This is a genomic window from Dickeya chrysanthemi NCPPB 402 (genome assembly GCF_000406105.1).
Classification (GTDB): domain Bacteria; phylum Pseudomonadota; class Gammaproteobacteria; order Enterobacterales; family Enterobacteriaceae; genus Dickeya; species Dickeya chrysanthemi.
In genome coordinates this window covers 3,139,984-3,163,955 of the sequence record NZ_CM001974.1, presented here as the reverse complement: position 1 = coordinate 3,163,955, position 23,972 = coordinate 3,139,984, and the positions used below count along the sequence as shown (strand labels likewise).

The following is a 23,972-nucleotide window of genomic DNA, read 5'->3' as shown; positions in this document are numbered from 1 at the left end:
CGAATCTTTAACCAAAGATCACCTCTCGAAAATGATTCTTGCAGCACTTTTTAGCGTGTAGGGAGGTTAAGGGACAGACCCTAGTATGGTCAAAGTTCATCCCCCTATCTGAAACGCTCAAACAGTGCGACCATTCCTTCAGGGGAGATATCTTTGACCTGTGCTCCTTGCCGCTCAACCCACTTACTAGCAAAATGCGAAGGGGTATCCTGACCTAAAATTTCGAAGACGAAGACCGTCTTATCGTAGTATCGAACGCATTTAATATGGGTGTTTATGTAGGATTTAAGCGGCTCTGAAAGCGCTGAGCGTCCTACCCGATCAGAAATGTCTTGGAACATCTGGTCAAGGTTTTTTCCGGCGTGGTTCGCTTCGTGATCAACACCAGTTATATGGAAGCCGTTATAAGACAAAGCCTTGCTTCCGAAAATCTCCTGCACTCTTGTTGCAGTATTGGCATTTTCTGCAACTCCGACAAGAACATAACCCTTGTGTCCTCGGCCGATATTAGCAATGGCAGCGCAGGTCTCCATAATTTTTTCGAAGGATCGTTCATCAAAGGAGGGGGATGGGTCTAAAGTATAGAAACCTTGTTTAAAATCGTAGGCTGCTTGCTCAGTTATTGAGTTAGTGAGTAAATTTTGGAGTTTAGTGATCCAATGAACTTTTGCAGGATCTGGGTTTTGGTCGTTTTCAAAAAAGCCCTGAATCCAACCAATTATTGAATCGACCATTCTACTTCGATTGTCAGCACCCCATCTCCCTCCATCTTGAACCTGGATACTCTTACCGCAATCTTTCAGCCGTCCGATGAGGCCCGCACTATCTGAAACCACCATACCCTTTTTAATTATCAGGTCATGTAGGGCGAGAAAGACCACTTGGAAGTAACGGGGGATCGGATTACCGCCATTTCCGTTAGGAAAAATCAATCCAGAGAATGTTGTTTGAGCCTGACTAAGAAGTAGAATTATCACATCATGCACTCTTTGATAATCAAGATCGACTAGTTCTCCACTTCTCTTTTTAATAGCCTGATCAATTGCCTCGAATCTTGTTTTGTTAGTTAAAGCTTCCGGGGATATTGCGCCATAATAGTCATCAAGAAGCTCTGTACGCGAGGCAACAGGTTTGTCAGAGACCATATAAGCCAGGATATCCGCGACTATCTCTTCATCCCGGCTCTGTCTAAGCTGCTCCTTCGTCAAGATTCCGTTAACAATCCAGAAGACGCTATCGGCACTGATACCGTAGTCTAATTCTTTGTTTGTTATGCTAATTTTTTCATCTCGCTTAAGAGCAATAGATCCGCATTAGATGTGTCACCGCGAACTCTTGCGGAGATTTTCCGAACACTTTCCGCGAACACATTTGTAGCGCCTGCCGCCCGCAACTCTTGTCGTGAGAGCTGACGCCCACCTGAGTTAATTCGCCGAAATACTTCCTCAACTGACTCTCTCTCGGCTGCTTCATAAATTGAAAGCGGGACAGGATATGATGCAATTGCAAGACACTGGCTTCGATCAAGGAGTGGCATCTTCTGAGCAATGACTCCGCGATCAAGTAGGTCTTTCGTCGTCGCAAATGTATTTAAATCAAAGTAGAATCCATTAAACGAAAAATCGTTTGTGATAAAAGACATGATGGCATTCATACGCTGCATCCCATCAATAATCTCGAGAGTGCCGTCTTTTCTCCCAAGAGGTTCTGCTAATAAAATGATAGGTATTGGGAATCCTTTGATTATTGAGTCAATAAAATTTTGTTTTTCCTCAATAGTCCAAATCAATTTACGTTGATACTGTCGATTCACAACGTATTTTTTATCCTGATAGTTGATAAACACTCGCTCAACTTGTTCGCCACGAACTATTAGTTCTTGTTGTAACGTTGCCATGATGTTGCTGTCCTGAGCCATTTATAGAAATATAACGATTAGGCAAAAATTGCCCTTCACTACACTTGCATATCATAATAATTGAATTGTCATAAAAATAAATATTCTTCTACCGCATCGTTCTGCACATCCAAATGTTCCCCCAAAACATATAGCAAAATAGTCGAATTACTTGTAATTAAAGATTAAATACTTTTAAATCAATTAGTTATGTTGATATTTTGCAGCAGCGAATAGAACTTGTTACTCATTAAATTCTTTTGAATTTATAACTTTTTTGTGCAAGGAGACAATAACGCTGAGCTATAGGTACATGATCTAATTGGAATTAATTTTCGGAATATGTTCATAGCTATGCACGAAGCAGACAGGGTTAGCAGGGAATGTCTCAGGGCGTGAAGCGGAAGTTCACGATTGTTCCTACTGCTGGTACAGGCTTTTTGATGCGTCAGGCAATTGTTCAGGCTATAGCTGAAAGTGATGCTGCGCATAGAGTTCCCATCGGGCTTATTAATCCCTGGATGGTTATTATCGTGCTGCAGCATCAGTAAAAATACAGGATAAGTATAGGTTCACCCTGATTCTGCTTTAAACATACAAGAATCGTACCTGGCGGTCATGGCGTGATGGGATAACCGCACAATGAGAGCGGCGACGAGCCGTCGCTTTCCAGCCTGTCGCCGCTCTGGTGGGGTTAGTGTGGGGCGTTTACGTGTGTTGTCCGGCGTTTTTCACGCCAGTGGTTGTAGCGCTCTTGTATCCGCATCACCGTCACAAAAAACACCGGTACGAAAAACACCGCCAGCACCGTGGCGCTGACCATACCGCCGAACACGCCGGTGCCGATGGCGTGCTGGGTTTCCGCGCTGGCGCCGGAGGCCAGCATCAGCGGCACCACCCCGAGCGCAAACGCCAGCGACGTCATCAGGATCGGCCGCAGGCGCAGGCGCGCCGCCGTAACGGCAGCCTCTGTCAGCGTTTGGCCTTGGGCGTGCAGTTGCCTGGCGAACTCGACGATCAGAATGGCATTCTTGGCGGATAAGCCGATAACGGTAATCAGCCCCACTTTGAAGAACACGTCGTTCGGCATGCCGCGCAGGGTGACCGCCAGCACCGCGCCGAGCAGCCCCAGCGGCACCACCAGCATCACCGACAGCGGAATCGACCAGCTTTCATACAGCGCCGCCAGCACCAGAAACACCACCACCATCGACAGCAGCAGCAACATCGGCGCTTGTGCGGCGGATTGCCGTTCCTGTAGCGATTGCCCGGTCCAGGCGACGGTAAAGCCCGGCGGCAGTTGCGCCGCCAGCCGCTCCATTTCCGCCATCGCCTCACCGCTGGAGACGCCCGGTGCGGCGCTGCCGGAAATCCGTACGGCCAGAAAGCCCTGATAACGCGTCAACTGCAACGGGGTATCGCTCCACACCGGCGTCACCACTTCCTTCAGCGATACCATGCCGCCTGCGTTGTTGCGTACATACAGTTTGAGCACATCATCCAGTTGCATACGCGCCGGCGCATCAGCCTGAATGATCACCTGTTGCATACGGCCGGCGTTCGGGAAGTCGTTCACGTACAGCGAACCGATGGCGGCAGACAGCGTATCGCTGAGGGTGCTGAACGGCACGCCGAGCGCCTCTGCCTTTTGGCGATCGATATTTAACCGCACCGTGCTGCCGGGCGGCAGACCATCCGGGTAGACGCCGGTGACGATGCGGCTTTGCGCCGCCAGCGTCAGCAACGTGGCTTCCGCTGCCTTGAGCGCGTTATAACCCTGACCGGTACGGTCTTGCAGGCGCAGGCTGAAACCCGACGAGGTGCCCAGCTCATCGATCGCGGGCGGCATCAGCGTCATGGCGGTGCCTTCGCGAATCGACGACATCGCCTGTTGCGCCAGCGCCACTTCGTTCTGTGTGGTGGCGCCGTTGCGTGCCGACCAGTCCTTCAGCGTGGTGAAGGCGATCGCGGCATTCGGGCCGGAGCCGGAAAAACCGAAACCGAGGATCGACATGTTGGACTGGATGCCGGGACGAGAAGCGATGTACTGCTCGTAGGTTTTCACTACCTCCAGCGTGCGCGCTTCGGTAGCGTCCGACGGCAGTTGGATCGAGGTCATAAAGTACCCCTGATCCTCTTGCGGCAGAAAGTCGGACGGTAATTCCCGCAGTACCCATGCCAGCGCGCCGGTCAGCGCGGCAAACAACAGCAACATGCCGCCGGAGCGGCGCAGCAGCACGCGGGTGCCGGCGGCGTAATGCTGCGTGAGTCGCTCGAAGCGACGGTTAAAACCACCGAAGAAACCACGTTTCTCATGATGACCGTCGGCGACCGGTGTGAGCAGCGTGGCGCACAATGCCGGCGTCAGCGTCAGCGCCAGAAACGCCGAGAACAGGATCGAGACCGCCATCGACAGGGTGAATTGCCGGTAAATTACCCCCACCGAACCGCTGGCAAACGCCATAGGGATAAACACCGCCGACAGTACCAGCGTGATGCCGATGATCGCGCCGGTGATCTCCTTCATCGCCTGGGTGGTCGCCGCTTTGGGCGACAGCCGTTCCTGCGCCATCAGTCGCTCAACGTTTTCCACCACCACGATGGCGTCATCCACGATGATGCCGATCGCCAGCACCATACCGAACATGGTCAGCACATTGATGGAGAACCCGGCCGCCAGCATTACCGTGAAGGTGCCGAGCAGGGCGATGGGCGCAACAATCGCCGGGATCAGGGTATAACGCACATTTTGCAGAAACAGGTACATCACCAGAAACACCAACACCATCGCCTCAATCAGCGTTCTGACTACCTGCTCGATGGAGATTTTAACGAACGGTGCGGTGTTGAACGGCAGCGAATACCCTATCCCGGCGGGCATGGACGGTTTCAGTTCGGCCATACGTTGCACGATCGCGGCGGCGGTACGCACCGCATTGGCGCCCGGCGCCAGTTGAATAGCGGCGGCGGTGGCGTCCTTGCCGTTTTCACGTACGGAAAAACCGTACGATTGCGCGCCCAGCTCAACCCGCGCCACATCGGCCAGCGTCACCCGTGAGCCGTCTTCCCGGGCGCGCAGTACAATGGCGGCGAATTGTTGCGGGGTTGCCAGTTGCCCTTGCACCGTCAACGGAATCGTCACCCGCTGCCCCGGTAAAATAGGCGCATCGCCGACCCGGCCAGGGGCGATTTGCACATTTTGCTGGGTGATGGCGGTCGACAGGTCATTCATGGTCAGACCGTAGGACAGCAGCTTGTTCGGGTCGACCCAGATACGCATTGCCTGTTCGGCACCGAACAACTGGACACGGCCGACGCCGTCAACCCGGCGTAGCTCCTCGACGATGCTGCGCGCCATGTAGTCGCTGAGCGCCACCTGATCGTAGCGCCCGTTATCGGACGTCAGGCTGACCAGCATCAGAAAGCCCGATGCAGCGGATTCCACCTGCAAACCGTTTTGCCTGACCGTTTGCGGCAGCCGGGGTTCGATCGATTTAATGCGGTTTTGTACGTCGACCTGCGCCAGCTCCGGGTCGGTCCCCGGCTTGAAGGTCACGTTGATTTGCGCCAAACCGGAGGTATCCACCGACGATTCGAAATAAAGCAGGTTTTTGACGCTGGACAGCTCGCGTTCGATCAACCCGACGACCGCATCATTCATGGTTTGGGGCGTTGAACCGGGATACAACGCGGTGATGGTCACCGTCGGCGGCGCCACCGACGGGTAACGGGCGATCGGCAACTGGGGAATGGCGAGGGTTCCCAGTAGCACGATGAATAAGGCGATCACCCAGGCAAACACCGGGCGATGGATAAAGAATTGCGGCATGGTACGGAATTCCTTTGCGGTTAGCGTGGTGCTGCGTCAGTGGCGGACGGCACCATTTTCCCGTGCTGGGTTGCCACCCTGGCCTCGTCGCTCAGTCGTTCGCCGCCTTCGACAACCACCTGTTGGCCGACGTTGAGCCCGGTGCGGATGCGATACTGGCGGTTGACCAGCTCGCCCGTTTCCACCGTAACGGCATGGGCGTTGTTGCGGTCGTCGATCACCCAGATTTTGGCCTCGCCTGCGATGCGCATCACCGCTTGTTGCGGCACCAGCAGGGCGTTGTCGTGGCGACCGAGCGGGACGCGCGCGCGCACGAACATCCCCGGCAGCAGTTGGCGTTGCGGGTTATCCACCAGAATGCGCAGCAGCACGTCGCCGGTGCCGGTATCCACATTCACGCCGGAAAACAGAATACGCGCCGACATCGGGTAGGGCTGGCCGTCGCTGCGCAGAATCTCCGCCGGTACGCCGTCACTGCCGCTGGCGCGCTTGCTCAGCATGTCGCGCAGTTGCTCCAGCGAAGAGGCCGGCAGGCGCACATCGACATACACCTGGTCTATCTGCTGGACCCGTGCCAGCGGGGTGCTGTCGTTGGTGCTGACCAGCGCGCCTTCGGTGATCAGCGCCTGATCGATGCGTCCGGCAATCGGCGACTCGACGGTAGCGAAGGTCAGGTCAAGCTGGCGGCGCGCCAGCGTGGCGCGTGTCTGCGCCACATCGGCGGCGGCCTGGTCGCGTTGTGCTATCGCATCGTCATAGGTTTGCTGGCTGATGGCGCCGGTGCTGAGCAGCGGTTTGAGGCGCGTGACCTGAATCTGCGCCCGGTTCAGCACCGACCGGGCGCGTTGCAGCGCCGCGCCGGCGGTATCGACATCAGCCTTGAACGGCGCGGGGTTAATCTGGAATAACGGTTGTCCGGCACGGATTTCGGCGCCCTGTTCAAACAACCGACGCTGGACGATACCGCCTACCTGTGGGCGGATTTCCGCCGTGCGCACCGCCGCCACCCGGCCGGGCAGATCGTCGGTCAGGGTCATGGACACCGGCGCAGCGGTCATGACGGTGACTGTCGGCGGCGGCGATTCGACCGGCACATCGGGGTGGTCGCAGCCGGTCAGTAACATGCCGACCAGCGCCGGCAACGCCCAGGCAATCGGGTATGGGTGTGATTTCTTGCTATTCATATGATGTCGTAATCCCTGCTTACCGGCCATAGGGAGGCCAGACTGCGGCAGTGTGCACCTGCTGTATGCGGTTTTCGTTGGAGAAAGATGGAGATATGATGGAGGCCCTGCATTTTTTACTATGAGTCGTTCGATGACTGTTCATTCGCAATCCATGCCGATGGTTGACGATATCCATGGGTTGGTGCTTATCGCCGAAGATGAGCCGGAAATTGCCGAGATTCTTCGCGCTTACCTGACACGTAGTGGTTTACGCACCCTGCACGCCGCCGACGGCCGTCAGGCGCTGGAGCTTCATCTCTCCATGAAACCGGATCTGGTGCTGCTGGATGTGCAGATGCCGCTGGTCGATGGCTGGCAGGTGCTGTCGGGGATTCGCCTGCGCGGCGATACCCCGGTTATCATGCTGACGGCGCTGGATCAGGACATCGACAAGCTGATGGGCTTGCGAATTGGCGCCGACGATTACGTGGTGAAACCGTTTAATCCCGCTGAAGTGGTGGCGCGGGTACAGGCGGTGCTGCGCCGTGCCGGGTTGCGCGCCGAACGCCAGCCGCCGCGTTTCCTGCGGACCGGTATTTTCCAAATCGATCTGGAAAGCCACGAGGTGGTGGTGGACTATGAGGGCGTCAGCCGAACGCTGGATCTGACGCTGACCGAGTTCCGGCTGCTTGCTCATATGGCGCGTGCGCCGCGCCGGGTGTTCAGCCGTGAAGCGCTGCTGGTCTCCTGCCTGCCGGAAGGGGATTCGCTGGAGCGTACGGTGGACAGCCACATCAGCAAACTGCGTAAGAAGCTGGAACGGCTGGGGCTGAACGGCGTGCCGTCCAGTGTGCGCGGCGTCGGTTACCGACTCGGTGAAACGTCATGACGCATACCGGCAGTTTAAGCCGACAAATTATGCGTTCCATGACGCTGCTGGCGCTGTCCATCACGCTGCTGATGGTGGTCGGCTCCTATATTTTCTATGCATTTATGTTGGCGATTTCGCCGGAAAGCCTGTCGCCGAGCGATCAATGGATGCCGACGACGGTAGAGTGGTTCTGGATGGTCGGAACCACCTTACTGGCGTTGGTGATCGCCGTGGTGCTGGCGATTCGCCTGGCCCGCCGCATTCTGGTGCCGCTAAATTCGGTGGCGCACAGCCTGCGCCAAATCGCCGAAGGCGAACTGAACGCACGCGCCGAAACCGACGACTACTCGTTGGGTGAGGCGGCATTGCTGGTGCGTGACTTTAATACCATGGCGGAGCGGCTGGAACGTATGGCGCAAGAGCGGGCGTTCTGGAATGCCGCCATCGCGCATGAGTTGCGCACACCGGTCACCATTTTACGCGGCCGGTTGCAGGGGTTGACCGAAGGCGTATTCGAACCCGATATCGGGTTGTTTCGTAATTTGTTGACGCAGGTGGAAGGGCTGGGGCGGCTCATCGAAGATTTGCGGGTAGTGGGGCTGGCGGAGAGTGGTCATCTGGAACTGCGCTGGACGCCGACCCGCCTGTCCGACGAAGTGACGGCGGTGGTGAGTGCGTTCGAACCCACGCTGCAAAGTGCCGGGTTTAGCCTGTCGCTGGCACTGGAAGACCCGGTGGTGCAATGCGACCCGGTGCGGATTCGTCAGGCGCTGCTGGCGTTGCTGGAGAATGCGCAAAAACATGCCGATGCCGGTCCGTTATGCGTTCGGACGGGTGTGGATGGCGGGGTGGCGTATCTGAGCGTCGAGGATAGCGGTCCCGGCATCGATCCACAGTTTGCCGATCAGATTTTTGAGGCGTTTGCGCGCGGCGCGCCGTCACGCACCGGCAACAGCAAAGGCAGTGGGTTGGGGCTGGCGGTGGTGCAGGCGATTGCGCAGGCGCACGGCGGGCAGGCGAGTTGTTGCCCTGCGCCCTCCGGCGGCGCTTTGTTCGAGCTGCGTTGGCCGGCGGCCGCCAATCAGCGATGAACAGCCATGAATCATCTATCGTTTAAGCGCCGCACGGTGATGGCGGGCGTTTGCCGTCATTGATGTGTGTTCATACCGGCTGGCGTAGGTGCGCCAGCAAATTGGCGGCTTCGGGCTGTAATGTCGCGCCGGATTTAATGCCCAGCCATAACTTGCGGGTGGCCCAGTCATCGGTCAGCCGGATGGCATGTAGCCCGACGCCGAGGATCTCCGGACGGATCGCGCCTTCAGGCAGGATGCTGATGCCGAGCCCGGCTTCGATCATGCGGCACACGCCGTCAAAGCTGCTGACCTGAATACGCAGGCGCAGCATTTTTCCGTGCTCTTCGGCGGTGTCCTGCAACAGTTTGAGCAAAGAGCTGCCGTTGTTGAGGCCGACAAAATCGTACTGCAACGCATCGGCAAAGGTGATTTCCCGGCATTCGGCCAGCGGGTGTCGGGGCGACACCAGCACCACCAGTTGGTCTTCCCGGTAGGGGATTTTTTCCACGCCGGAGCAGGGCACATTGTCGGCGAAAATGCCGATATCGGCCTGCCCGGTGAGCAGCGCCGTCACCACGGTTTCGCTCAGTTTCTCTTCCAGATTGATGCGAACCAGCGGATGACGTTGCAGAAAGTGCGCCAGCTCCTGCGGCAGAAATTCGATGATAGCTGACGTATTAGCCCAGATATGCACATGGCCGCGTACGCCGGCGGCGTAATCCTGCATCTCGTCCGCCATCCGCTCGACATTGCTCAGCACCTGACGTGCGTGGTGCACCAGCTCTTTTCCCGCTGCGGTCAACGCCAGGCCGCGCGGCATGCGGATGAACAGCGTGCAATCAACGGTGCGCTCCAGCTCCGCCATGCGTTTGCTCAGGGCTGACAGCGTCATGTGGAAGGTGGCTGCGGTTTTGGTCAGGCTGCCGATTTTGGCAACCTGCAAAAACAGGCGTAACGATTGCAGGTCAAAATGCGCGGGATTGATCATGGAGTGATGACAGTCCTTGAAAGCGAAGACGCCACAGCCTAACACACCGGCGACCCTTTCCTGTCAGGAAAGGGTGATTGACGATTAAGGAATTATCAAAAGCGTCGCCTGCGCCTAGGATGTCATCCTATTGTCTCAATTACAGGAAACGTGTTGTTGATTAGTCACATTGACCATCTTGTGCTGACCTGCGTGGATCTGGCGGCGACGCAGCATTTTTACACTCAGGTGCTGCAACTGCGGCAGGAAACCTTCGGCAATGGCCGCATCGCGTTTTGCTTCGGGCGGCAGAAAATCAATATTCATGTCAGGGGCGCCGAATTCGCGCCGCACGCTCATTTGCCGGCACCCGGCGCGCTTGACCTGTGCTTTATCGCCAGCGAACCGCTGGAGCAGGTGATGGCGCATGTGCAGCGTTGCGGCTGGCCGGTTATCGAGGGGCCGGTGGAGCGTACTGGCGCGACCGGCAAAATCCGCTCGATTTACCTGCGCGACCCGGATCTGAATCTGATTGAAATCGCAGAGTATCTTTGCCATGACCCGCGCTGATCAAGGCCGGTTCTTTTTATTCAACTTATTATTTCTATACCCTAAATAATTCGAGTTGCAGGAAGGCGGTAACCGAGCGAATCCCTGGGAGCTTACTCAAGTAAGTGACCGGGGTGAGTGAGGGCAGCCAACGCCCCTGCAGCTTGAAGTATGACGGGGATAAAAACGATATAACAGGATGTAGTGGTTATTTATGACCAGTTTGCTGATGACCAATATGGTGTTGTGTTTGATTCTGGGGATGGGGCTTGGGGTATGCGGCGGGATGTTGGGTATCGGCGGCGGGCTGATCGCCATTCCGGTACTGGGGATGCTGTTTGGCATGAACCAGCATCTGGCGCAGGGCACGGCGCTGATTATGATTACGCCGAACGTGCTGATCGGCTTTCTGCGCTACCGGCAACGCAACAAGATCGACACCCGCATGACGCTGATGTTGTGCGCCTTCGCCACGGTGTCGGCCTATGTCGCCGCACATATGGCGGCGGCCATTCAGGTTGATAATTTGCAGCAGGCGTTCGCCATTTTCCTGCTGGTGCTGGCGACGTATTACATCTGGCAGTGGATCAATAGCCGGCGCAGCCGCACGCCGACTTCGGTATTGTCCCATCGTTATCTGCCGGCACTCGGCGTGGCCAGCGGCTTTATGTCCGGTATTTTTACCGTCGGCGGCGGGCTGGTGGTGGTACCGGCATTGGTGACGCTGTTCGGTTTCACCCAGACGCAGGCGCAGGGCATTGCGCTGGCGCTGGTGGTGCCCGGCGCGCTGGCGGCGCTGGCATCGTACGCTCAGGCCGGCAATGTGGATTGGGCCACCGGCATTCCGCTGGCGATTGGCGGCATTCTCAGCGTGTCGTGGGGCGTGGCGCTGGCGCATAAGTTACCGGTGGTGGCGTTGCGGCTGGCGTTCTGTCTGGTGCTGGTGAGCGTGGCGGTGGTGATGCTGGTGGCGAAATAACGCGGCGGGAATACGTTGCGTAAAAGAAGCCTGACGGGTGGCGAAGCCCGCCCGTTGTCGCTACAATCCAGCCATCGATTAACCTACGGATAAAAATAAGGAGGATCATCATGCTGTGCTGTGAAATGTTTAACACTTCACATCCTTTTGGCGATCGCCGCTGCTCAAGCGTTATCGATATCGTGCTGCGATAACGGTGGCTTGAGCGAAGCAAACCGCATTTCCCCTTCTCTCGGGCTTACCGGGTTATCGTCAGCGTTGTGTTGACGAGGCACAGTTGTGCCTGTAACTCTTGAGTAAGCAATGAGCACTTTACTGACTGTACACGCCCTGAGCGTGGATACCCCTTTCGGCCCTCTGCTGAACGACATTTCTTTTACCCTGAACCAGGGCGACCGCCTCGGTTTGATTGGCCATAACGGTTGCGGCAAAAGTACGCTGTTAAAGCTACTGGACGGTACGCTAGCGCCAGGGCGCGGCAGTGTGACGCTTTCCCATCATTGCCTGCTGGCTCGCGTTGAACAGCATCTGCCGGCGGATCTGCATCCGTTGACGATGCTGGATGCGGTGCTGGCTCGTCTTCCCGCGGCCGAACGCGTCAGCGAGCGCTGGCGGGCGGAGACCTTGCTGGCGGAAATGGGATTCGGCGAGCGGGACTGGCTGCTGTGCGCCGGTACCCTCAGTGGTGGCCAGCATACCCGGTTGTTGCTGGCGCGAGCCCTGATCACCTCGCCGGATCTGTTGTTGCTGGATGAGCCGAGTAACCATCTGGACTTGCCGACGTTGCTGTGGCTGGAGCAGTTCCTGCAACACTGGAGCGGCAGCTTTGTGCTGGTTTCCCATGACAGCCAGTTGCTGGATAACGTCACCAACGGCAGCTATATCCTGCGTGACCGGCAACTGCATTACTTTGCGCTGCCCTGTAGCGCCGCCCGCGCGGCACTGGTGGAGCGCGATCGCAGCGATGCCTTGCGCCGCAAAGCGGAACAGAAGGAAATCGACCGCGTAACCGTTAGCGCCAAACGGCTGGCCGTCTGGGGCAAGGTCTACGATAACGAAGATCTGGCGCGCAAGGCCAAACAGATGGAAAAACGCATCGAGCGGCTCAAAGAGGAGCAAACCGAGCTGACCGCCGGCAGCCAGTGGCTGCTGGCGCTGCATGGCGAAGCGCTGAACGCCGATCGTCTGCTGGAGATGACGGCGCTGGCCGTCAGCCCGGCACCGCAGCACCCAACGCTGTTCACCGTGCCGTTACAGCGGGTGAAAAGCGGTGATCGGGTGGCGATTATCGGCCGTAACGGCGGCGGCAAGTCTTCGTTGTTGCGTCTTCTATGGCAGCAGTACCCGAATTCGACGTTGAATGGGGCGATTCGTCTGCATCCCCGCGTTCGGTTGGGGTATTACGACCAGACGCTGCATCAACTGCGTGACGACGACACCCTGTTTGATGCGCTGGCGCCGTTCGCGCCGCTGGCGCAGGACCGCAAGATGGCGTTGATCAGCGCCGGATTTCCGTGGTCGCGTCATCAGCAAACCGTCGCCACCCTGAGCGGCGGCGAGCGCGCCCGGCTATTGTTCGTCGGGCTGTCGCTGGCGCGTTACGGTTTGCTGATGCTGGACGAGCCGACCAACCATCTGGACATGGAAGGCAAAGAGGCGCTGGCCGATACGCTGCAAGACTTTGACGGCGGCGTGCTGTTGGTGACGCATGACCGGGCGCTAATCAGCCGCAGTTGCAATCGCTTCTGGCTGGTTGAGCACGGCGTGTTGAGCGAGTGGCACGATCTGGAGCTGGTCTATCAGCGTCTGGGCGCATCGCCTGCTGAAACCGCGATACACGGGCTGCCGCCGTCAGCGGCGGTGCCGGCGGCTTCGAAGCCTGCTGATGAGGCGGACGCGCTGCTGGCGCAACTGGTTGAGCTGGAAAACCGGCTGGCTGAGGATCTGGCGCGGAAGGCGAAGCACCAGAAACCGGCGCAACAGGCGCAGTGGCGGCAAGAGATTGCCCGCCTCAACGCCTTGCTGGGGCTGGCGTAATGCTAATACCTGCCCCCTCGTCAGAGGGGGCATTTGCAGTGGCAGCCAGGTACTTCATGCCTGTGCCGTCAGCAGTCCTCAATAATCAGGTACGCGGCGTTCAGCGGCCCGTGTACCCCCACCACCTTGATCAGTTCGATATCGGCGGTAGAGCTGGGACCGGCGATCAGATTGATGCATGACGGCAGCGGTTCGCCTTGTTGCACCCGCTGGCGTAGATGCTGGGCCAGTTGCGCGACGCGCGGCAACAGGCAGCTTTTGCGCACAATAAACAGCGTGGACTCCGGCAGTAAACTCATGGCGCGGCCTTGTTGCGGCGTTGAGAACAGCACTACACCGCCGGATTCGGTCAGGCCGTAGTCGGCGTATACCACGCCGATGCGGGCTTGCGCCGCCTGCGTCAGGTTGTCTTCGCCTGCCGCCGGGTTCCAGCATCGGGCTTGGTATTCCTGTTGCAGAAAGCCGGTTACGCCCAGCTCCGCCAGTCGCGCATCGCCGCTGACCAGCACCGGCGTGCCGCCGTAACGCTGGCACAGCCGCCCGGCGGCTTGCGCCACGTCATTGGGCGGGGTGAGCTCACAGTGCGCCAGCATCACATTGCCGGCGTAGTCGATAAAGGCGTCGCAACGCTGTTGCGCCGTCAGCTCGGTCAGGCGGGTGCCGGCCGGGTTGTTTTCCAGCGGCGGCAACGGCGGCGGCGTTTGGCGGGGTTCCCGACCAAGCCGATGCGCCAGGGTAGACAGAAAGGCGTCGCGGTTTTCCATTAGCGTTTCTCCTTGCTCTGACGCTGATGCTGTTTGAACCAACTACGGAAGCTCTCGCCATCGGCGTCCGGCAGGTCGCGGGCGGCGGTCCACTCGCTGATCGCACCGATGTTAAACGGTATCTTGCCGTTACGAATCAGCAAGCGGGCGGCACGCGCGCCGGCCACCATACCGACTTTCCATAGGCCGGGGTGACTATTGGCGTAGTTGAACAACCCGACGATGCGCCGCTCGGCCGCAGGCGTCATCCCATTTTCTGCCAGCGTGCGTCGGTGCTGCACAATCAGCGAAGACAGCGGAATGCGCACCGGGCACACATCGTCGCAGGCGGTGCACAGCGAGCAGGCGTAAGGCAGGTGTTTGAAGTCTTCATAGCCGCCCAGCAACGGCGACAGCACCGCGCCGATCGGCCCAGGATAGATAGAGCCATAGCCGTGGCCGCCGATGTGGCGGTACGCCGGGCAGGTGTTGATGCAGGCACCGCAGCGAATGCAGCGCAGAATATCGTGGAACGGCGACCCCAGGATCTGCGAGCGGCCGTTATCGACAATCACCAGATGAAACTCTTCCGGGCCGTCGATACCGCCGATATCGCGTGGTCCGGTCAGCCAGGTGTTGTAGCCGGTCAACCGGGCGCCGACCGCACTGCGCGCCAGCATGGTGAGCACCACATCCAGCTCTTCAAAGGTCGGGACGATACGCTCCATGCCCATCACGGCGATGTGGGTACGGGGCAGGGTAGTGCACAGCCGGGCGTTGCCTTCGTTGCTCACCAGACTGACGGTGCCGGTTTCCGCCACGGCAAAGTTGCAGCCGGTGATCCCTACCTCAGCGCTGAGAAAGTCGGCGCGGATTTTCCGGCGAATAAAACGCGTCATCGCTTCCGGTGTTTCCGGGCCGTCGTAGCCCAACTGCTGTTGCAGTACGCGCCGGATTTGATGGCGATCTTTGTGGATGGCAGGCACCACCACGTGGGAGGGCGCGTCCTGGTCCAGTTGCAGGATGTATTCGCCGAGATCGGTTTCCACCACCTTGATGCCGGCGGCTTCCAGTACGGCATTCATGCCGATCTCTTCAGTCACCATCGATTTGGATTTCACCACCTTGCGGGCCTGTTTGGCCTGCGTCACCTGCAAGATATAGCGGGTTGCGTCTTCGCGTGTTGCGGCAAAAAACACCTTGCCGCCGCGGGCGGTGACCTGTTCCGACAACTGGTACAGGTAGGCGTCAAGGTTATCAAGCACGTGCGCGCGGATCTGCGCGGCTCTCGTGCGCCAGACATCCCACTGGCCCAGTTCATCGACCATCTTCTGACGGTTGGCGCCGATGCGTTCCTGCGCGTTGGCAACCGCCTGGCGCATGATCGGGTCGTCTATTTGCTGGCGGATACGCTCATGAAACGGGGTCGTGCTGGTTTTGAGGTACATGGCGTCTCCTTAGCGGCTCATCAACACTTCAGCGATATGCAACACCTGAACGGCGTGCCCTTCACGCTGCAACCGTCCGCCGATGTTGAGAAGGCAACTGACATCAGCGCCGATCAGGTAGTCCGGTTTGGCTTCCATGATGTGCGCTACCTTTTCTTTCACCATTTCACCGGAGATCTCCGCCATTTTGACGGAAAAGGTGCCGCCGAAACCGCAGCAGGTTTCCTGCGCGTGAAACGGCAGCAGTTCCAGATCGCGCACCTGATGCAGCAAGGCCAGCGGTTCTTCGCGCACGCCCATTTTACGAAACAGACTACAAGAGGGGTGATAAACCGCCTTGCCCGGCAGGCGAGCACCGACATCGGTGACGCCGAGGCGGTTAACGATAAACGAGGTGAGGTCAACCATCCGTGCGGCGACCTGCGCGGCACGGGCCGCCCACTCCGGTTCATCGACCAGCCAGTCGGCATAATGCCTGATGGCGTTGGTGCAGGAGCCGGCCGGCGAGACGATGGGGTCATCGTTCTCTTCCAGCGCGGCGATCAGCGTTTTCATGCCCGGCAGCGCGTCGCGGATGTATCCGCTGTTGATGGCGGGTTGACCACAGCAGCCCTGACGTTCGGGAAAGTGAACGCGGCAGCCGAGCTGTTCCAGCAACAGCACGCTGTCACGGGCCATGCGCGATTTGAGCGCATCGCCGATGCAGGTGACAAAAAAATTAACATTCATGTTGTGTTAGCTTCCTGTTTGTAGGGGTTAACAACGTATCGGGTTAAAAAAATCAGTCGGCGCGTTATCGTCGTACGTTCGTTGGCCTGCGCCTGGTGGCCTGAACGTGTGGTGAATACTCAGCGCGGCACGCACAATCCCTGTTCGACGCCCCGGCTAAAGAGAACCTGCCATAACTGGATGTTTCTGGCCCGAAAGGCGCCGGCGCAGGCGGTCAGGTAATAATTGAACATACGCCGGAAGGCGGGCGAATAGTCGGCGGCCAGTTGCGGCCAGGCGGCGGTAAAACGGGCCAGCCAGGCCATCAGCGTTTTATCGTAATCAGTACCGAAGTTGTGCCAGTCTTCCATCACAAAATAGGGTTCGCTGGTGTTGGCAATCTGTTTAATGGATGGCAGGCATCCGTTGGGAAAAATGTATTTATTGATCCACGGGTCCACGTTATGAGCGGTCTTATTCGACCCGATGGTATGCAGCAGGAACAGGCCGTCCGGCTTCAGGCACCGATTCACCACATTAAAATAGGCGGCGTAATTTTTCGGCCCCACGTGTTCAAACATGCCGACGGAGACAATACGGTCGTACTGCCGGTGCAGATCGCGGTAATCCTGCAACAGAATATGGATATCCAGCCCGCAGCAGCGTGACTCCACAAAGGCTTTCTGCTCGGCGGAAATGGTGACGCCATGCACGGTAACGCCGTAATGCTGAGCGGCGTACACCGCCAGACCACCCCAGCCGCAACCGATATCCAGCAGCGTCATGCCGGGTTCGAGCTGAAGTTTTTCACAGATCAGCGCCAGTTTGTGCTGCTGGGCTTCATCAAGCGTGTCGGCTTGTTTCCAGTAACCGCATGAATATTGCATGTAGGGGTCCAGCATGTGGCTGAACAGGTCGTTGCCGAGGTCGTAATGTACTTTGCCGACTTGCCAGGCGCGTTTGCGCGACTGACGGTTGACCAGCCGCGCCAGCGCAATGCGCATCAGGTCGTGCCAGCGTGACGGGTGTTGTTCATCCAGCCGGGCGGCCAGGATGCGATGAAAAAACATATCGAGCCGCGGGCAATCCCACCAGCCTTCCATGTAGCTTTCGCCCAGGCCAAGCGACCCCTGTTGTAATACCCGTTTGAAAAAGCGGGCATCGTTCACCTGAATATCCCAGGGGTCGCTTCCGTTAAGGGTAATTCCCGCCTGATGCAATAATTCCTGCGTGATACGCCGCCATTCATTTTTTTCGCTGATATCATCAACGATGCACGCATTACTCATGATGTCTCCTTTAACTAACAGTTAATTCAATGTGTTAGCACAAAACTAATGATTACTGAGGTACTGTCGTTTCGGATGACATCGTGCTGCCATCGGCAAAATGGCGTAATACGTCAAAAGACGGACAATGCATGACTAAAAACGGCGAACAGGCATGATGTAATGTCGCTTCCATGAGTTATTCCTCAATCCATTTTCTGGTTTGAAAAATCGTACAAGCACAGCGAATCGGTTCTGCGGCGATGACGTCGCGCCGGCTGAATAGCTGCAGATTATCGGGCAAATCGGGCTGGCCTGCGTTACCCTATCAAGACAAACTCTATCGAGTAGAGGTCATGCTGTGATGTCTCATTCGCTTGTCTCGCCCCCCCGGTTGCCGATAGCCGGTCAGCCTGCGCCGGTATTGCTCACGTTGCCGCGCCCGGTCTACTTTCGTACCTACCCGCTGGCAAAGGAGACGGAGGTGGCGCCGCATCAGCACCCGTTCGTCGAATTTTTGTATGCGCGGGAAGGGGGAATGCGGGTGGAGATTGAAGGTAAGACGTTGATCGTGCCGGTGTTGTACGGCGTCTGGATCCCGGCGCATGTGCCGCACCGGATTCTGGCTACCAGCGATGTGTTGCTGGAAAGTTTGTATATCGAGTCGGATTACGTGGCCATTGACCACAGTGGCTGCAGAGTGGTGTTGGTCAGCGATTTTATCCGCGAGTTTATTCATTACGCCACCGGACACGTGCCGGAACAGTACGACTACGATGGAGATGACGCCCAACTGGTCAGGGTGCTGACCACGTTGTTGCGGCAGTTGCCGGATGCCGGGTTTTCGTTGTCGTGGCCTGCTTCCGCCACCCTGATGCGGGTGTGCCGTGATATTCAGCAGACGCCGGATGCGCCCCACGGCATTGAAGAATGGGCGGCGCGTACCGGCATGTCGGTGCGCACGTTTTCGCGCCGTTTTAAAAAAGAGACTGGGGTCGCGTTCAGCGAGTGGAAGAAACGTATGCGGCTGCTCGAATCGGTGGTGATGCTGAAGAATAACCGTAGCGTAACGCAGGTAGCGCTGGACCTGGGGTATGCCAGCACCGCCTCGTTTACCTTCGCGTTTCGTCAGATGTTTGGGGTGCCGCCGACGCGCTATTGACCTATTTATCCGCGTCGGCAGTGGCGGCTATTTCGCCAGGACGACCAGCAACGGAAACAGCAGCGGAGCCATCAGCGAGGTGATAATGCCGCAGATCACCAGCGCCAGCGAACTGAACGCGCCTTCTTCATAATCCAGCTCGGCGCAGCGGGCGGTGCCGAGCGCGTGCGACGCGGTGCCCATCGCCAGCCCGCGCGATGCTTTGGTATGAATGCGCATGGCGTTGAGCAGCGTGTGGCCGAATACCGCGCCGAGGATGCCGACAAAGATCACGCACACCGCGCTGATGGCCGGAATACCGCCGATACTGCCACCCACCGCCATGGCGATCGGCGTGGTGACCGATTTCGGCATGATCGAGGCGGCAATCGCCGGTGTGGCGCCCAGCCGCAGCGCAATCCAGGTGCCGGTCACCATCGCCACCACGCTGCCGATGAAACAGACGCTGATGATCGACTTCCAGCGCATACGGATCTGGTGCAACTGTTCATACAGCGGAAACGCCAGCGCGACCACCGCCGGTTGCAGCAGGCTGTTCAGCACCGCGCTGCCGTGGAAATAGCGCTCATACGGAATGTGGCTTACCAGCAGAAACGCTATCAGCACCACCATCGAAACCAGCAACGGGTTGAGTAACGGTGAATTCAGCCGCTGCGCCAGCCGACGCGCTAAAAAAACACCAGCAGCGTTAATGGCAGCGACCAGACGATATCATGCCACATGATCGGCTCCTTTTTTCGCATCGGCCGGATGGCGGGCCGGCTTACGCCCGTGGATCAGATGCGAACAGCCGCTCACGGTGATCAACACCACCAGCGTGCTGGCGGCGCAGGAGATGATCACCGGTGCGAACTGGGCGCGCAGCAAGTCGAAATACTGCATCACGCCGACGCCAATCGGCACAAACAGCAGCGCCATATAGCGGATCAGCACGTGGCAACCCGGTTTAACCCACTGCGCCGGGATAATCTGCAATGACAACAACAGAAACAGGATCAGCATACCGATGATGCTGCCCGGCAACGCGATGGGCAGTACGGCGGCAACGCCGATACCGAGGTACAAACAGGCGTAAATCAGTAACAACGCTCTGGCCTGATGCCAGAAACGGGCCATAAAGATTTTCATAAAAACATCGGCTACGGATAAAAGTGGGTGGATAACGGGGTTGATTATCGCGCGCTTAGTCGTGGCGCTTATTATCAAATCAGGACGATATTTATCGATTATGAGACGAAATTGGCCGGTGAGAATGGGTAACCGATCGCACCGAGCGGGCGGGGGATGGCCTGCTCGGCAGCGCACGCTCGCCGGTGGTGCCGTCCGGAATGTGTTATTGATTAAGAGCAACCGATTTTTACCAACAGGGGCGTTTGCTGCCGAACCCGCGATTCCGCAGCATATCTGGATTTGTGCCGCAAAATCAGGCAGCCGCTGGCGCGTCTGGATCATTTGTGGGGAGCGATAGGCTAATCACCTATCCCAATAGGCTCTAAGCGCGGGTGATGCAGGTCGTAGCGTGGCAGACAGTAGCGTGGCAGACAGTAGTGTGGCAGGTAGTAGCGTGGAAGATAGTAGCAAGGTGGACAGTAGCGTGGAAAACAGTAGCGTGGCGACATGGCCGCCACGCAGAGCAGGGGATGTTATCGGGTGCGCCCGGCGCGAAAACGCCGGGGCGGAGCAATGATAATGACTACGCCAGATCGAAACGATCGAGATTCATCACTTTGGTCCAGGCGGCGATGAAGTCGTGGACAAACTTCGCCTGCGCGTCTGTACTGCCATAGACTTCGGCCAGCGCACGCAGTTGCGAGTGGGAGCCGAAGATCAGATCGACACGAGTGCCGGTCCACTTCAGGTCGCCGCTGACGCGGTCGCGCCCTTCAAACACGCCGTCTTCTCCCACCGCTTTCCAGACGGTGCCCATGTCCAGCAGGTTCACAAAGAAGTCGTTGGTCAGTGCGCTGGGCTGGGTGGTGAAGACGCCATGTGAAGCCTGATCGACATTGGCGCCCAGTACCCGCAACCCGCCCACCAGCACCGTCATTTCCGGCGCGTTCAGCGTCAGCAACTGGGCTTTATCGACCAGCAATGCTTCGGCTGCCACGCTGTAACGGCCTTTCAGGTAGTTGCGGAAACCGTCGGCGATCGGTTCCAGTACGGCAAACGACTCAACGTCGGTTTGTTCCTGCGATGCATCCATCCGGCCGGGCGTGAAGGGCACGCTCACCGTGTGACCGGCAGCCCTGGCCGCCTGTTCCACCCCGACGGCACCCGCCAGCACGATCAGGTCGGCCAGCGAAATCCGCTTGTTGTCGGACTGCGCCTGGTTGAACTCGCTCTGGATGTTTTCCAGCACGCCCAGCACCTTCGCCAGTTGTTCCGGTTGGTTGACTGCCCAGTCTTTCTGTGGCGCGAGACGAATGCGAGCGCCGTTAGCGCCGCCGCGTTTGTCGGAGCCACGGAAGGTGGACGCGGATGCCCAGGCGGTGGAAACCAATTGGGAAACCGTCAGGCCGGAGGCCAGTACTTTGGCTTTCAGGTCGGCGATATCCTGCTCGCTGACCAGCGTGTGGTTGACTACCGGGATCGGGTCCTGCCAGAGAAGCTCTTCAGCCGGGACTTCCGGGCCGAGATAACGGGCGCGCGGCCCCATGTCGCGGTGCGTCAGTTTGAACCAGGCGCGGGCGAACGCGTCGGCGAACTGATCCGGATTCTCGTAAAAACGGCGGGAGATCTTTTCATACGCCGGGTCGAAACGCAGCGACAGGTCGGTAGTCAGCATGGTCGGCACATGACGTTTGGACGGATCGTGCGCGTCCGGCATTTCACCGGTGCCGGCACCGCCTTTCGGCTGCCATTGGTGAGCGCCCGCCGGGCTTTTGGTCAGCTCCCACTCGTAGCCGAACAGGTTCTGGAAGAAGTAGTTGCTCCATTGGGTCGGCGTTTGCGTCCAGGTCACTTCCAGACCGCTGGAGATGGTGTCGCCGCCTTTGCCGCTGCCGAACGCGCTCTTCCAGCCCAGCCCTTGCTCTTCGATGCCGGCCGCTTCCGGTTCCGGGCCGACCAGCGCCGCGTCGCCCGCGCCGTGGGTTTTCCCGAAGGTGTGGCCGCCGGCGATCAGCGCCACGGTTTCTTCATCGTTCATCGCCATACGGCTAAAGGTTTCGCGGATATCTTTGGCCGCCGCAATCGGGTCCGGGTTGCCGTTCGGGCCTTCCGGGTTGACGTAAATCAGCCCCATTTGTACCGCAGCCAGCGGGTTTTCCAGATCGCGTTCGCCGGAGTAGCGCTTATCACCGCTCAACCAGTTGGTTTCGGAACCCCAGTAGACGTCTTCTTCCGGTTCCCACACGTCCGGGCGCCCGCCGGCAAAGCCGAAGGTTTTGAATCCCATCGATTCCAGCGCCACGTTGCCGGTGAGGATCATCAGGTCGGCCCATGAAATTTTCTGGCCGTATTTCTGCTTAATCGGCCACAGCAGACGGCGTGCTTTATCGAGGTTAACGTTATCGGGCCAACTGTTGAGCGGCGCGAACCGTTGTTGACCGGCACCGGCGCCGCCACGGCCGTCACCGGTACGGTAAGTGCCGGCGCTGTGCCAGGCCATACGGACAAACAGCGGGCCGTAGTGGCCGAAATCCGCCGGCCACCAATCCTGCGAGTCGGTCATCAAGGCATGAAGGTCTTTTTTAACAGCGTCCAGATCGAGGCTGTTAAACGCTTCGGCATAGTTGAACCCTTTATCCAGCGGGTCAGACAGAGAAGAGTGTTGGTGCAGAATGTTCAGATTCAGTTGATTGGGCCACCAGGCACGATTGTCGGTACCGCTACCGCCGGCGGTAACGGGTGTGCTCTGGTGATGGAACGGGCATTTGCTTTCGGTTGTCATGCGTTCTCTACCTTATGCTCTGTGTCCCCATCGACCCGGCCTGAACAGACCGCCGGGCAGTGAGTTGTGGACAGGAAATTGCTCATGATGCTTGCCTTGGATGCTGTGTTAGCGTCTAACGCAATGCATTGAATTTCATTGGGTAGTTCTTGTTCGCCAGGCGGTATTCAGTGCCTTTGGCGTGAAATTCACTATTCATCTTAGCCAGCCTCTTGCCAGAGGTGAAATCGAATTACATGAATATTGTGATAGATATTGGCTATTTAACTGTAATAATTAATAAGTAAAACAATTGTTATCGGGCTGTATGCCGTCACCGCAACATGGGTGTGCCACGGCGACAGACGGATTGACCGATATCGACACCGGCCGCTTTCATGATCTGTCTCAATGAAGTGTGAGGTTTTTATAAAAGTTCATACGCCGGGCGGGTACATATTTTTTTCGCAGTGTACTATTCCCTCGCGGTGTACTCTTGATCACGGTTATTCATTTCCCAACGGTGTCTGTTACCCGCCTGATTTTTCCTGTTGAGGTTAATTTGTCGTAATAATAGCGGGGAGCCGTTGTGACACAATTAATAATGAATGATGCGGTCATGGACGATATAACGCAGGATGGTTTACTGAATGAGGTAAAACATTACTGGAATAACCGGGCGGAAGGGTATAACGAGGTTAACGTCGCCGAATTAGCCGGCGGCAAGCGTCGCTTATGGCAGGAGATTATTTTACGCCACGCCCCGAAAAAACCGCTGTTGAATATATTGGATGTCGGCACCGGGCCGGGTTTTTTCGCCGTGACGCTGGCGCTGGCGGGGCACCGTGTAACTGGCGTGGATGTGACGCCGGCCATGCTGGCGCAGGCCAGAAGTAATGCAGATTATTACGATGTCGAGATTGCATTCGTGGCTACCGACGTACATGCCTTGCCGTTTCCCGATAACCATTTCGATTTGCTGGTGACCCGTAATGTCACCTGGAACCTGAAACAACCGCTGTCAGCCTATCAGGAGTGGCACCGGGTATTAGCGCCGGGCGGTCGGTTAATTAATTTTGACGCCAATTGGTACGCGCACCTTTTTAATGCTGCGGCGCGAGAGGGCTATTTGCGTGATAGACAAAATGCCCGCCGTCTGAAGATGAATGATCATTACGCCAATACGGATACGGTAGCGATGGAAAATATCGCCAGAGCGCTGCCGTTAAGCCGGGAAATACGCCCGGCGTGGGATCGACGCGCTCTGCTGTCCTGTGGTTTTCATCAAGTCGTTATCGATGAAAATATTGCTGAAAACGTATGGGATAACGAAGAGAAAATTAATTACGCCTCTACGCCGATGTTTATGGTTGTTGCGGAAAAATAAACGGGTGTCCCCGTCAT

20 protein-coding genes and 1 pseudogene are annotated in these 23,972 nt (G+C 57.6%); 9 read left to right on the top strand and 12 right to left on the bottom strand.

Going from position 1 to position 23,972, the window contains the following annotated elements; translation table 11 throughout:
• Positions 1-104: 104 nt before the first annotated feature.
• Positions 105-1,208, bottom strand: coding sequence for a hypothetical protein (locus DCH402_RS23140; RefSeq protein ID WP_233276286.1), 1,104 nt, complete (start codon positions 1,206-1,208; stop codon positions 105-107).
• A gap of 62 nt (positions 1,209-1,270) precedes the next feature.
• A complete protein-coding gene (locus DCH402_RS23135) occupies positions 1,271-1,897 on the bottom strand; it encodes a DUF262 domain-containing protein (RefSeq protein WP_233276285.1) in 627 nt (208 codons plus the stop codon).
• 383 nt (positions 1,898-2,280) lie between these two features.
• On the opposite strand from DCH402_RS23135, the gene DCH402_RS22655 reads away from it, so the two are divergent.
• Positions 2,281-2,448 carry a hypothetical protein gene (locus tag DCH402_RS22655; protein WP_161624080.1) on the top strand — a complete coding sequence of 56 codons (168 nt, stop codon included), beginning with the start codon at positions 2,281-2,283 and terminating at the stop codon, positions 2,446-2,448.
• A gap of 143 nt (positions 2,449-2,591) precedes the next feature.
• Here DCH402_RS22655 and DCH402_RS13855 read toward each other — a convergent pair whose 3' ends face one another.
• Entirely contained in the window at positions 2,592-5,726 is a 3,135-nt protein-coding gene (locus DCH402_RS13855) for an efflux RND transporter permease subunit (RefSeq protein WP_040001728.1), read from the bottom strand.
• 20 nt (positions 5,727-5,746) lie between these two features.
• Positions 5,747-6,910, bottom strand: coding sequence for an efflux RND transporter periplasmic adaptor subunit (locus DCH402_RS13850; protein ID WP_050583316.1), 1,164 nt, complete (start codon positions 6,908-6,910; stop codon positions 5,747-5,749).
• 133 nt (positions 6,911-7,043) lie between these two features.
• On the opposite strand from DCH402_RS13850, the gene DCH402_RS13845 reads away from it, so the two are divergent.
• Together DCH402_RS13845 and DCH402_RS13840 are read left to right on the top strand one after the other, a co-directional pair.
• Positions 7,044-7,781 carry a response regulator gene (locus tag DCH402_RS13845; protein ID WP_050583315.1) on the top strand — a complete coding sequence of 246 codons (738 nt, stop codon included), beginning with the start codon at positions 7,044-7,046 and terminating at the stop codon, positions 7,779-7,781.
• Positions 7,778-8,854, top strand: coding sequence for an ATP-binding protein (locus tag DCH402_RS13840; RefSeq protein ID WP_040001726.1), 1,077 nt, complete (start codon positions 7,778-7,780; stop codon positions 8,852-8,854). Before DCH402_RS13845 ends, DCH402_RS13840 begins: the two co-directional genes overlap by 4 nt.
• Before the next feature lie 70 nt (positions 8,855-8,924).
• Here the strand turns inward: DCH402_RS13840 and DCH402_RS13835 are convergent, their stop codons facing one another.
• A complete protein-coding gene (locus DCH402_RS13835) occupies positions 8,925-9,824 on the bottom strand; it encodes a LysR family transcriptional regulator (RefSeq protein WP_040001724.1) in 900 nt (299 codons plus the stop codon).
• 156 nt (positions 9,825-9,980) lie between these two features.
• Between DCH402_RS13835 and DCH402_RS13830 the strand changes: the two genes are divergently transcribed.
• The 3 genes from DCH402_RS13830 to DCH402_RS13820 all read left to right on the top strand — a co-directional run bounded on the left by DCH402_RS13830 (position 9,981) and on the right by DCH402_RS13820 (position 13,368).
• Entirely contained in the window at positions 9,981-10,373 is a 393-nt protein-coding gene (locus tag DCH402_RS13830) for a VOC family protein (RefSeq protein ID WP_200864889.1), read from the top strand.
• 193 nt (positions 10,374-10,566) lie between these two features.
• On the top strand, positions 10,567-11,331 hold the full coding sequence (locus tag DCH402_RS13825) for a sulfite exporter TauE/SafE family protein (RefSeq protein WP_040001719.1): 765 nt from the start codon (positions 10,567-10,569) through the stop codon (positions 11,329-11,331).
• A 303-nt stretch (positions 11,332-11,634) separates the two neighbouring features.
• Positions 11,635-13,368 (top strand): ABC-F family ATP-binding cassette domain-containing protein, encoded by a 1,734-nt coding sequence (locus DCH402_RS13820; protein WP_040001718.1) that lies wholly within the window; start codon positions 11,635-11,637, stop codon positions 13,366-13,368.
• Positions 13,369-13,436: 68 nt separating this feature from the next.
• Here DCH402_RS13820 and DCH402_RS13815 read toward each other — a convergent pair whose 3' ends face one another.
• From DCH402_RS13815 to cfa, 4 genes are all read right to left on the bottom strand, one after another.
• Entirely contained in the window at positions 13,437-14,132 is a 696-nt protein-coding gene (locus DCH402_RS13815) for a LutC/YkgG family protein (protein WP_040001717.1), read from the bottom strand.
• Positions 14,132-15,559, bottom strand: a complete 1,428-nt coding sequence (locus tag DCH402_RS13810) for a LutB/LldF family L-lactate oxidation iron-sulfur protein (RefSeq protein ID WP_040001716.1) — start codon at positions 15,557-15,559, stop codon at positions 14,132-14,134. Before DCH402_RS13810 ends, DCH402_RS13815 begins: the two co-directional genes overlap by 1 nt.
• A gap of 9 nt (positions 15,560-15,568) precedes the next feature.
• Positions 15,569-16,288: a (Fe-S)-binding protein gene (locus tag DCH402_RS13805; RefSeq protein WP_040001713.1), complete on the bottom strand. Its 720-nt coding sequence runs from the start codon at positions 16,286-16,288 to the stop codon at positions 15,569-15,571.
• Between the two features lie 119 nt (positions 16,289-16,407).
• Positions 16,408-17,556 (bottom strand): cyclopropane fatty acyl phospholipid synthase, encoded by a 1,149-nt coding sequence (cfa, locus tag DCH402_RS13800; RefSeq protein ID WP_040001711.1) that lies wholly within the window; start codon positions 17,554-17,556, stop codon positions 16,408-16,410.
• 343 nt (positions 17,557-17,899) lie between these two features.
• On the opposite strand from cfa, the gene DCH402_RS13795 reads away from it, so the two are divergent.
• Complete coding sequence (locus tag DCH402_RS13795) at positions 17,900-18,697, top strand: helix-turn-helix domain-containing protein (RefSeq protein ID WP_040001709.1); 798 nt, start codon at positions 17,900-17,902, stop codon at positions 18,695-18,697.
• Positions 18,698-18,724: 27 nt separating this feature from the next.
• Here the strand turns inward: DCH402_RS13795 and DCH402_RS13790 are convergent.
• Positions 18,725-19,419: pseudogene (locus DCH402_RS13790) on the bottom strand (CidB/LrgB family autolysis modulator).
• Positions 19,409-19,825 (bottom strand): CidA/LrgA family protein, encoded by a 417-nt coding sequence (locus tag DCH402_RS13785; protein ID WP_040001707.1) that lies wholly within the window; start codon positions 19,823-19,825, stop codon positions 19,409-19,411. Before DCH402_RS13785 ends, DCH402_RS13790 begins: the two are co-directional and overlap by 11 nt.
• A gap of 391 nt (positions 19,826-20,216) precedes the next feature.
• Here DCH402_RS13785 and DCH402_RS22650 point away from each other — a divergent pair, with 391 nt between their 5' ends.
• Positions 20,217-20,384 (top strand): hypothetical protein, encoded by a 168-nt coding sequence (locus DCH402_RS22650; protein ID WP_161624079.1) that lies wholly within the window; start codon positions 20,217-20,219, stop codon positions 20,382-20,384.
• Between the two features lie 6 nt (positions 20,385-20,390).
• Here DCH402_RS22650 and katG read toward each other — a convergent pair whose 3' ends face one another.
• Positions 20,391-22,589 carry a catalase/peroxidase HPI gene (gene katG / locus DCH402_RS13780; RefSeq protein ID WP_040001705.1) on the bottom strand — a complete coding sequence of 733 codons (2,199 nt, stop codon included), beginning with the start codon at positions 22,587-22,589 and terminating at the stop codon, positions 20,391-20,393.
• 568 nt (positions 22,590-23,157) lie between these two features.
• Here katG and DCH402_RS13775 point away from each other — a divergent pair.
• Entirely contained in the window at positions 23,158-23,955 is a 798-nt protein-coding gene (locus tag DCH402_RS13775; RefSeq protein ID WP_081642169.1) for a class I SAM-dependent methyltransferase, read from the top strand.
• The last annotated feature ends 17 nt before the right edge of the window (positions 23,956-23,972 follow it).